The organism is Spirulina sp. CS-785/01 (assembly GCF_028330525.1).
Lineage (GTDB): Bacteria > Cyanobacteriota > Cyanobacteriia > Cyanobacteriales > Spirulinaceae > JAQMSD01.
The window spans coordinates 1-10,106 of sequence record NZ_JAQMSD010000323.1; the positions used below are offsets into that span (position 1 = coordinate 1).

Genomic DNA, 10,106 nt, shown 5'->3' on the forward strand with positions numbered 1-10,106 from the left:
AGAGCTTAAACCCGTTAAAAACGGGTTGATTAACTCAAGGATAATGGCTAGATACGCTTAGAAAAATATACCTTGGGTTTAAACCCAAGGCTAAGAGCTTAAACCCGTTAAAAACGGGTTGATTAACTCAAGGATAATGGATAATGGCTATATATGCTTATCAAGTATCCACTATCCAATCTCAACTCTCAACTCTCAACTATTTTTATCGCATTTTCTACTTTAGTTGAGGCTTCCTCAATTTCTTTGTTGCTGACGATGAGAGGTGGCACGAAGCGCAGGACTTTTGGGCCGGCAGGGGCAATGAGTAATCCTTCATTTAATGCTGCTTTGACGATATCAATGGAGGGAATTTCGGTTTCTTCACTGAGTACCATGCCGTTAATTAATCCCCATCCGCGTACCTCGGTAAAGAGGTGGGGATATTTGGCTGCAATGGCGCGTAAATTTTTCCGTAACTGTTCCCCTCGCGCTTGTACGTTTTGCAGGATATTTTCCTCTAATAAGGTTTTCCCTACGGTTAAGGCCGCAGCACAAGCAAAGGGGTTTCCGCCAAAGGTGCTGGCGTGATTTCCGGGCCGCAAGACATCGCAGGATTCCTTACACATCATGGCCCCGATGGGGATGCCTCCTGCTAACCCTTTGGCACTGGTAAAGACATCGGGTTCAATGCCTAAATTTTCATATCCCCAGAGTTTCCCGGTGCGGCCCATCCCTACTTGGACTTCATCGAGGATGAGTAGAATATTATTGTCATCACAAATTTTTCGGGCCCGGAGGAAGTAATCTAAATCCCCTGGACGGACTCCCCCTTCTCCTTGCAGGGGTTCGAGAATGACGGCCCCGACGCGACGGTTGCCTTCGTCTATGTCCGCGATCGCATTTTCAAGAGCTTCTATATCATTGTAGGGAACATAGGAAAACCCATCGACTAAGGGTTCAAAGCCTTTCTGATACTTCTCTTGCCCAGTTGCGGTGATGGTGGCGAGGGTGCGACCATGAAAACTGGCCTTAGCGGTGAGAATGACCGGATATTGGATATCTTGCACTTCATGGGCATATTTCCGGGCTAATTTAATGGCGGCCTCATTGGCCTCGGCCCCAGAATTACAGAAGAAAACGCGATCGGCACAGGAATTATTCACAATCCATGCGGCCAAATCCCCCTGTTCCGGAATATAGTACAAATTAGAAACATGATGCAGTTTCTGGATTTGTTGTGTCACCGTCTCAATTAAAGCCGGATGAGCATGGCCTAGGGTACAAGTGGCGATTCCTGCCACAAAATCAAGATATTCGGTTCCCTGAGTATCCCAAACGCGGCATCCCTGCCCCTTTTCTAGGGCAATGGGAAAGCGTCCGTAGGTGTTCATCACATTGGCATTAAAACGGTCTGCCTCAAAGGGGGTAGCCGTCTGTTGAGTGTTGGTATTGGGGTCTTGAAGGAGAGTTTCTGGACTCACAAGCAAACTCCTAGAGAAGATTTATTTTTTGCGAAATTCTTTAACAGTTAATGTTAAACGGTATTTTCTGAAAGTTCTACAAAAGAGCCGAGTCGTTAGAGCATGGATTTAGACCAAAAATACCAACGTCTTCGACAACAGCTATTAAGCGGCATCATCGGCTTTGTCGGGGTATTCCTCATGGGGACGCTGTGGTATGCCCTTATTGAGGGCTGGACTTGGGCTGAGGCGGCTTATATGACCACCATTACCCTGTCCACGGTAGGGTTTTCAGAAATTCGTCCCCTTAGTGAGCGATCGCGCATTTTTACCATTGGCCTAATCCTACTCAGCATTTTCACCATTGGTTACATTGCCAACCGCTTTACAGAAGCCCTAATCCAAGGCTATTTTCAAGAAAGAATCCGATTACGACAGAGAAAACGCTTGATTGATACATTAGAAAATCATTACCTTCTATGTGGCTATGGACGCACGGGACACCAAATCGCCCTAGAGTTTCAGGCGGAAGATATCCCGTTTATCATCGTGGACTCCCAACCAGATATCATTGACAATGCCCAAGAACACGGATTTATCGCCCTTCAAGGGGATGCGACACTAGATGAAAGTTTATTAAAAGCGGGCATTGAACGGGCCATTTGTTTGGTGGCGGCCTTACAATCGGATGCAGAAAATTTATATACGATTTTGTCGGCCAAATCCCTTAATCCCAACATTCGCGCTATTGCTAGGGCCAATACCGAGGAAGCAGTACAAAAATTAAAACGGGCCGGGGCCGATGGGGTAGTCTCCCCTTATATTACCGGAGGCCGACGGTTAGCGGCGGCGGCCATTCGTCCCAGGGTGATGGATTTTGTAGATGGTATTATCACAGGGACGAATCGATCGCTGTATTTAGATGAGTTTTTGTTAGATGCGGGGATTTGTCCTTGTGTAGGAAAAACCTTGAGTGAGGCCAATTTAAGGTCACAAACAGGTGCATTAGTGTTAGCCATTCGTCGAGATGATGGGACACTCATTGGGGGGCCTACGGGGGATACTCCCCTGTTACACGGAGATTTATTAATTTGTATGGGAACAGCCGATCAACTCCGTAAATTAAACCGTATGATTGGCACATTGGGGGGATATTGGTCCCGGCCTATCCGAAAAGCAAGAAATTCTTGATTTTTGGGTGATGGGTGTTGTGAATATATGCCTTAGATTAAAACCCAAGCCTAATAGCTGAAACCCGTGTTTAACGGGTTGATAGTAAAACATATAGCAAAGATAAATGATTTGTAAAAATATATTCTAAGCTAACTGGGTAGAGTGATCAGTACAAACTCAAGCAGGAGCAGTCTTTAAAAAACGAGGAAAACCGATCATTTAAATCTTAATAAACACATGGCAACGATAGAGGAGATAAACCACAATTCCCCAAAAAATTACATTAGTGATAGCAAAGAATAATGAACCATTAACCGACCCAGCCCACGGTTCAAATAAAGTTTGATATAACCAGGTATAGGTACTAGGAGCATTTTCTCCTGTGCCAATACTGGTTTGGTAGAGGACGCGGGCCAATAACCCTGACGCAACAAAAACAAAAATGGCATTTAACCCCATAATTTGTAACGGGAAACTCCAACGGCGGATTTGTCGGACTTCGATTAACTCATAAAAGAGTGCTAAAATTAACCAAGACCATCCCGCACTATACAACACATAAGAGCTAGTCCATAATTGTTTATTAATGGGGAAGACTAACCCCCATAGTAAGCCAATAATTAACCCCATTAAACCAAAGGCCACTAACCCTAAAGTGGTGCTAGTTTCCTTCGGTTGCTTTCGTAACCAGTCTCCGGTAAAATAGCCTAATAATACAGTTCCCACTGCGGGAAGGGTACTAAATAAACCTTCGGGATCATAGGTGGGTTTATAAAGATGTTGTGTGGCTAAAATAAGACGATCTAAATAGGCCGCCACATTCCCCTCTGGGGATAAATCTCCTATGCCATACCCCGGTACAGGAATTAACATCATAATTCCCCAATATCCCAATAAAATTACCGCTAACACCCCCCACAACTGCCGCTTAGAGAAAGTTAAAATTGCCATGGCAGCTAAAAAATAGGCCACTGCAATACGTTGTAAGACTCCCATAATACGAATCTCTGTAAACAGAGTCATCCAGTCATTCTCCGGAGAGGGATTAAATAAAAATTCCATGACAATAGACGACCCATTGAGGAATAACCCCAAGAGAAACAACACTACACATCGTCGTATAATGCGTAGATAAACCTGCTGTGTGGGTTGTTCTCTGTCCTGTAAATACTTGCGGAGGGAAAAGGCCATGGTGGCCCCAGAGACAAAGAGAAATGCCGGAAACACCCAGTCTGTGGGGGTAAACCCGTGCCATTTCGCATGGCGTAACGGCGGATAGACATGGGACCAACTGCCGGGATTATTGACTAAAATCATACTTGCGATCGCCAGTCCCCGGAACACATCAAGGGACATAAAACGCTTATCGAGATTGACGGCCATACGCGCTACACCAGAAAAAGCAACTAGCCCAATATATCCTCTACAACCTCCCTTCCTCAGCATCAGTACAAAATATCTAATTTGATTTTTTCTGCAACTCCATTATGATGAACATTGTATAGACTGGGGGAAACTGTCAAAATAGACCCAAGACAGCCCCAAAAACCACCCACCCAAAGTAGTGCGAAACTATAACAAGAGTTAAATGGCTACACTTTCACAAAATCCCGAAAAAGAAAAGGCTTTAAAACTGGTACTCAACCAAATCGAACGGAACTTCGGCAAAGGCGCGATCATGCGTCTTGGCGATGCCGCCCGAATGCGAGTTGAAACCATCCCCACAGGTGCATTAACCCTAGACCTGGCCCTGGCTGGAGGCATTCCCAAAGGCCGTATTATTGAAATCTACGGGCCAGAAAGTTCTGGGAAAACCACCCTAGCCCTCCATGCCCTCGCAGAAGTGCAAAAATCCGGCGGAGTTGCCGCCTTCGTGGACGCAGAACACGCCCTAGACCCCGCCTATTCCGCCGCCCTTGGGGTGGACATTGAAAACCTACTGGTAGCCCAACCGGACACCGGAGAATCCGCCCTAGAAATCGTCGATCAACTGGTACGGTCTGCCGCCGTTGATATCATTGTGATCGACTCCGTAGCCGCCTTAGTCCCCCGTGCCGAAATTGAAGGGGAAATGGGAGATACTCAAGTCGGACTACAAGCGCGGTTAATGAGTAAAGCCCTACGGAAAATTGCCGGAAATGTCGGTAAATCGGAATCTACGGTCATTTTCCTCAACCAACTCCGGCAAAAAATTGGCATCAGTTACGGCAGTCCCGAAGTCACCACCGGAGGAAACGCCCTCAAATTCTATTCCTCCGTCCGCTTAGACATTCGCCGCATTCAAACCCTGAAAAAAGGCAGCGAAGGCGAATACGGAATTCGGGCAAAAGTGAAGGTGGCGAAAAACAAAGTCGCCCCTCCCTTCCGCATTGCCGAATTTGACATTATTTTTGGTAGCGGGATTTCTGCGGTGGGCTGTATGCTGGACTTAGCTGAACAAACCGATGTGGTGATACGCAAAGGGGCATGGTACAGCTATAAAGGGGATAATATTGCCCAAGGGCGAGATAATGCCGTCAAGTATTTAGAAGAAAACCCCGAAATTGCCCAAGAAGTGGAAGCGGCAGTGCGCGAAAAACTCCAAATGGGAGTCGCTGTTCCTGCTAATTCGGTTGCCCCGTTAGAAAATGAACAAGAGACGGACGGTGAGACTAAAAACGGCAGTAGTAGTAACAGCAGTGGTTCTAATGGTCGCAGTAGTAAGCGAAAAAACAGTAGAAGTAATAAAAACGAGGAAGAATAAGGTCTCTTGGGGGTAATTTTAGGCGAGGCACTCTTTGGGGGTGTCTCGTTTGTTTCGTAAGGCTTTTAGCCAACTTGTTTAAGGTGATGGCTGACAACTGATAGCTGAATGCTTACCCATGTCATTCCTCCATCCGTTACGGATGGAGGAATGACTGATTTTTCTGTAATTTATGGCGTGGAGCGCTCAAAGAGAACAGACAAAATTCTTAGCCAAATTCTCCACTATCCCTTATCCATCATCAGACAAAGAGCCTAAAACTAGCTACGCATTTTAGGGTTTGATGGCTTAGGAAACGGAGTCCATGAAGGACAGAGACGGGTCAGCTACTTGAAGGAAGGCACGAAGCCTCTTCCTTCAAGGAGGAGGTGCTGACCCTCTTACGCTACAGTATTGCGTTGGACTGTTCCTAGAGCATCCACTAAACTGCGGACTGCCGCCATCATCGCCAACTCATTATCCAACTTATTAATCGCGGAGCCGACACCGACACCGGACGCACCCGCAGCCATGGCCATGGGGACCGTCACATCCGATAACCCGGATGCACATAATACAGGGACAGAAACCGCCTTACTAATGGCCGACGCGGCCGCTAAAGTAGGGGCTGCTTTTTCAATTAACCCCAAAGTCCCGGCGTGTTGGGGTTGGCTGCTTGTTCCCCCTTCCGTTTGAATAATATCCGCCCCTGCGTCCACTAGGGCTTCGGCTAATTCCACTTGGCGATCCAAGGTTAGAATATGAGGAACAGTGACTGATAAAGTAATCTCAGGTAATAAAGCGCGAGTTTCTTGGGTTAACGCCAAAACCTCCTCGGCTTCAAACCGTCGCCCTTGGGCATAAAAACTATCGAAATTCCCGATTTCAATTAAATCAGCCCCGGCATCTACGGCGGCCACAAATTTTTCCGGTTCAACTGCCGAAACACAAATGGGTAATGGGGTAATTTCACGGACGGCCTGGACTAATTCAGGAGAAGCGGCAATATCCACAAAAGTTGCGCCCCCGGCGGTGGCGGCCCGTACTGTGGCCGCAACACGCTGAACATCAAAATTATTGAGGCCACTAATTACCTTGAGAGCATGGTGTTGAGTCAAGGCAGGCTGAAGTTGAGGATGAATGCTCATATTTGACGTTTGACGAAAAATTTTGACAATTACAACTACATTATCGTACTTGAGTCCCACCCCCCTAGAGGGGGCGGAGAGACTGAACCGATCATTTAATTTTTGGCATCGGGGTGATTTCTTTGGGGAAAAGGGCACGGGGAAAGCAGAGTATCAGGAAACTGCATCCTGCTCATTGTAGAGAAGGAGGGTTAAACCCAGAATGATCAAGGAAACGAAGCACCCACTCGCTCCTGTCGCTCCCCCAAGAAACCCGTACACTAGAAGTATGAGGGGTTCTACAACCACTGATTAGCGGAGAGTTTAAGCCATGCCATTTCCCCCCCCTAATTTATCGAAGTTTCACAATGATGTCTTACAAAATACCCTGTTGGGCCAACTCTGTGGGACACAAAAATTGTTCCGCGATCGCTATTTAATTCTCAGACTTTTAGGCCGCGGCGGCTTCGGAGTCACCTTTTTAGCGCGAGATATTACCCTACCCGGTAAACCCTTTTGTGTCATCAAACAACTTTGCCCCCGTGTGAGTGAAAAAAAAGCCCTCGATACTGCCCGACTGCGGTTTAAACGAGAAGCTAAAATTCTCTCAGCCCTAGGGAGTCATTCCCGCATCCCCATGTTGTTGGATTATTTTGTCATTGAGGAAGACTTTTACCTAATCCAAGAATACATCCGAGGCGCGACCTTAGCCCGCCTAGTCCGTCGTCAAGGCTGTCAGTCGGAAGTCATTGTCAAACGAGTCTTACGAGAAACCCTCGAATTACTAGACTATGTTCACAATCAAGGCGTAATTCACCGGGATGTGAAACCCCAAAATATCATTCTCTCCCAAGATCGGCGACTGGTCTTAATTGACTTTGGGGCGGTGAAAGAACAATTAGCACAATTGGGGGAAAGTAGTAGCGTTAAAGGCGTAACTACCCATTTTGTGGGGACTGTAGGGTTTGCTCCTCCAGAACAATTTTCCCTGCGGCCTGTATATGCCAGTGATCTCTATGCCCTCGGAGTCACTTGTCTCTACCTCCTCACCGGGAAAGCCCCCCTTGATTTTAAAACTGATCCCCAGACTGGGAAACTCCATTGGCAAGACCGTGTGAGCCTCAGCCGTAGGTTTAGTCAAATTCTCGATAAAATGTTGCAACCCACCCTCACCGAACGTTATCAGTCCGCAGCAGAGGTATTAGAAGCCCTTGACGCAATTTCCCCCCAGAGTAATCTGTCTCAATGTATGAGTAATCCCCAACAGTCCACAGAATCTACGGAGACTCAGGAAACGCCCAAACCGGAATCTGAGCTTAAACGCACTGCCCGTTCCATTCGGGATTGGAATTCCCGTCATCGTTCCTTGCCTCGGTCTGTCTCCCCAAAGCCCAAAAAGCACCTTCGCTGGAGTTCGAGTTAAAGTCCTCGGAGTCTGGGGGAATCGACCGTCACGATTTGGCAAACTCCAGATACACTGGAGATAGTCAGCGAACAGGGGATAGGCTTGGGGGTGATCGGTTGGAAGGAGGCCCAAAAAAAACTGAGAAAGGCACGAACTCCCCAGAAGAGAGAGAACCTTCTACTCTTAATTCTGGGGAACGGGAGCGTTTCCAGCAAGAAAATCAGGGGAATACAGCCCCAGAAAAATCCGTCCAAAATCGCGGCAGTCGCTTGCTAGAGTTGGGGATTGAGCAGCAACAACGGGGAGAACGGGAAAAGTCCCTTGCTTCTTTGCAGAAAGCATTGGAGGTATATAAGCAACTGTCCGATGTGGTTGGACAAGCGACCGCGCTTTATTATCTGGGGTTGGCTTATTATGGGTTGGGCAAGTATGATCCCACGGTGGATGTGTCCCAACAAGGGCTCAATTTGGCTCAGTCTCTGACGGAGTTTCGTCTCGAAGGACAGTTATTGAGTTTGTTGGGCAATGCCTATCGTCACCGTCAGGAGTATGACGCGGCTATTGCTTGTCAGCGTAAGAGTTTAAAGGTATTTTTACAACAAAAAGACCAAACGGGGGCTATAGCTAGCTTAAATAATCTCGGTTTGGCTTATAAAGCGCAAGGCCAAACGGAGCAGGCCATTTCTTGCCAAAAACGGGCTTTAATGTTTGCCCAAGGGTTAGGGGATTTTAATACGGTGGGGCAAATTTTAAAGAATTTGGGCAATACTTGTTATGCTTTGGGTAATTATCGAGAAGCCATTACCTACTATCATCAACGGCTTGAGTTAGCTCAGGAAATGCAAGAACCCCGTGTGGCTATACAGATTTTACGCAATTTAGGTAATGCGTCTTATACTTTGGGGGATTATCCCCAAGCGATTGGGTATAGTGAGCAACGTTTAGCGTTAGCCCGACAACTCAAGGATTCTCGCGCTGAAGAACAATCGTTGGGGAGTTTAGGGGTGGCCTATGATGCGTTAGGTGATTATGAACAGGCTATTTTTTATTATGAATGTCGTTTGGAGTTAGCCCGGCAACTGTCAGACCGCCGAGTGGAACGACAAGCCCTGAGTAGTTTACGCACGGCGTGTTATGCTTTGGGCGATTATGCCAAAATTATGCAGTATCAAAGTGGTCAGGTGGGAGAAAAAGCAGGAGACAAAGAACCCCAATAAATAATGCCCCAATATAATTTCCCAATAAATAATGCCCCAATAAATAATGTCCCGAATAATGTCCCGAATAATGTCCCAATAAATAATGTCCCGAATAATGTCTGGAGCAGAAGGAATAACCAGAGGTTAACCCCAATGATGTCCCGAAAATGTCCCGAATCACGTCCGGAGCAGAGCGGAATAACCCTGTGAAGACAGAATAGCAGTGCTAATGGCGGGGGGGATCAATGATCTGCTCTTGGTTCGGTACACTGGGGAATTATCTCCCGTGAAAAAGTCTTAGTCGCTCCCCCTGTTTCCCTGCCATCGCTCTGCTAAGATGAGCAAGAGTCAATGACTGGGATACTGTGAACGTTAAACTGTCCTCAGCAAGCATTATAGGAGAAGCAAACTATGGAACCCAATGTTCAATCTGCTGACACTGGAACAACGAAAAACCAACAATCTTCCTTGAATTCTGAGCCATCTGGCGCGATTTCTCCCGTTGATCCCCCTTCAAGCGATCGCCCCTGGCAAGAATGGCTCGAACCTGTGAGTGAGTTTCTGGCTAAGTTACCCGATTATCTAGGGAAGTTTTTCTCTGACTACAAGCAGCCGCTAATTACGGTGGGGTTAATTGTTGCTGGGATTATTACGGTTAAGCTCACTTTGGCTTTGTTATCGGCGATTAATGATGTCCCTCTCCTCGCTCCCGTGTTTGAGTTGGTGGGGATTGGTTATACGGGTTGGTTTGTTTATCGCTATTTACTGCAATCCAAAACTCGCTCTGAGTTGGTGCAAGAGTTTAATTCTCTCAAGTCGGAAATTTTAGGGAATAGTGATGCAAAGCAAAGCTAGTTCCAGAGGTTAACCCTAACCCCCTAGGTTTCCCCTGAGAGACTCGGTATGAGGCGGCCTGTTGGGCCGTCTCTTATTTTTGTTCGGTTAATTCTCACTGCGTAAGGTTTGGGCGATTTGGTAGCTTTTCCCCCATTCGGACATGATTTGGGATTTTTTCAGGTTTAGCGATCGCGCGATCGC

8 protein-coding genes are annotated in these 10,106 nt (G+C 46.9%); 5 read left to right on the forward strand and 3 right to left on the reverse strand.

Annotated elements, in window-relative coordinates:
- Positions 1-188: 188 nt before the first annotated feature.
- Positions 189-1,463, reverse strand: coding sequence for an aspartate aminotransferase family protein (locus tag PN462_RS21445; protein WP_272130889.1), 1,275 nt, complete (start codon positions 1,461-1,463; stop codon positions 189-191).
- Positions 1,464-1,565: 102 nt separating this feature from the next.
- On the opposite strand from PN462_RS21445, the gene PN462_RS21450 reads away from it, so the two are divergent.
- On the forward strand, positions 1,566-2,633 hold the full coding sequence (locus PN462_RS21450) for a potassium channel family protein (RefSeq protein WP_272130890.1): 1,068 nt from the start codon (positions 1,566-1,568) through the stop codon (positions 2,631-2,633).
- A 201-nt stretch (positions 2,634-2,834) separates the two neighbouring features.
- Here PN462_RS21450 and PN462_RS21455 read toward each other — a convergent pair whose 3' ends face one another.
- Complete coding sequence (locus PN462_RS21455) at positions 2,835-3,998, reverse strand: acyltransferase family protein (protein WP_272130891.1); 1,164 nt, start codon at positions 3,996-3,998, stop codon at positions 2,835-2,837.
- Between the two features lie 205 nt (positions 3,999-4,203).
- Between PN462_RS21455 and recA the strand changes: the two genes are divergently transcribed.
- On the forward strand, positions 4,204-5,358 hold the full coding sequence (gene recA / locus PN462_RS21460) for a recombinase RecA (RefSeq protein WP_272130892.1): 1,155 nt from the start codon (positions 4,204-4,206) through the stop codon (positions 5,356-5,358).
- A 380-nt stretch (positions 5,359-5,738) separates the two neighbouring features.
- On the opposite strand, the gene PN462_RS21465 is transcribed toward recA, so the two are convergent.
- A complete protein-coding gene (locus PN462_RS21465; RefSeq protein WP_272130893.1) occupies positions 5,739-6,485 on the reverse strand; it encodes a DUF561 domain-containing protein in 747 nt (248 codons plus the stop codon).
- Between the two features lie 310 nt (positions 6,486-6,795).
- On the opposite strand from PN462_RS21465, the gene PN462_RS21470 reads away from it, so the two are divergent.
- From PN462_RS21470 to PN462_RS21480, 3 genes are all read left to right on the forward strand, one after another.
- Positions 6,796-7,887, forward strand: a complete 1,092-nt coding sequence (locus PN462_RS21470) for a serine/threonine-protein kinase (RefSeq protein WP_272130894.1) — start codon at positions 6,796-6,798, stop codon at positions 7,885-7,887.
- Positions 7,888-7,985: 98 nt separating this feature from the next.
- The gene (locus tag PN462_RS21475; RefSeq protein WP_272130896.1) at positions 7,986-9,086 is read left to right on the forward strand and encodes a tetratricopeptide repeat protein; all 1,101 of its coding nucleotides are present in this window, start codon (positions 7,986-7,988) and stop codon (positions 9,084-9,086) included.
- A 393-nt stretch (positions 9,087-9,479) separates the two neighbouring features.
- The gene (locus PN462_RS21480) at positions 9,480-9,923 is read left to right on the forward strand and encodes a CAAD domain-containing protein (protein WP_272130897.1); all 444 of its coding nucleotides are present in this window, start codon (positions 9,480-9,482) and stop codon (positions 9,921-9,923) included.
- Positions 9,924-10,106 lie beyond the last annotated feature (183 nt).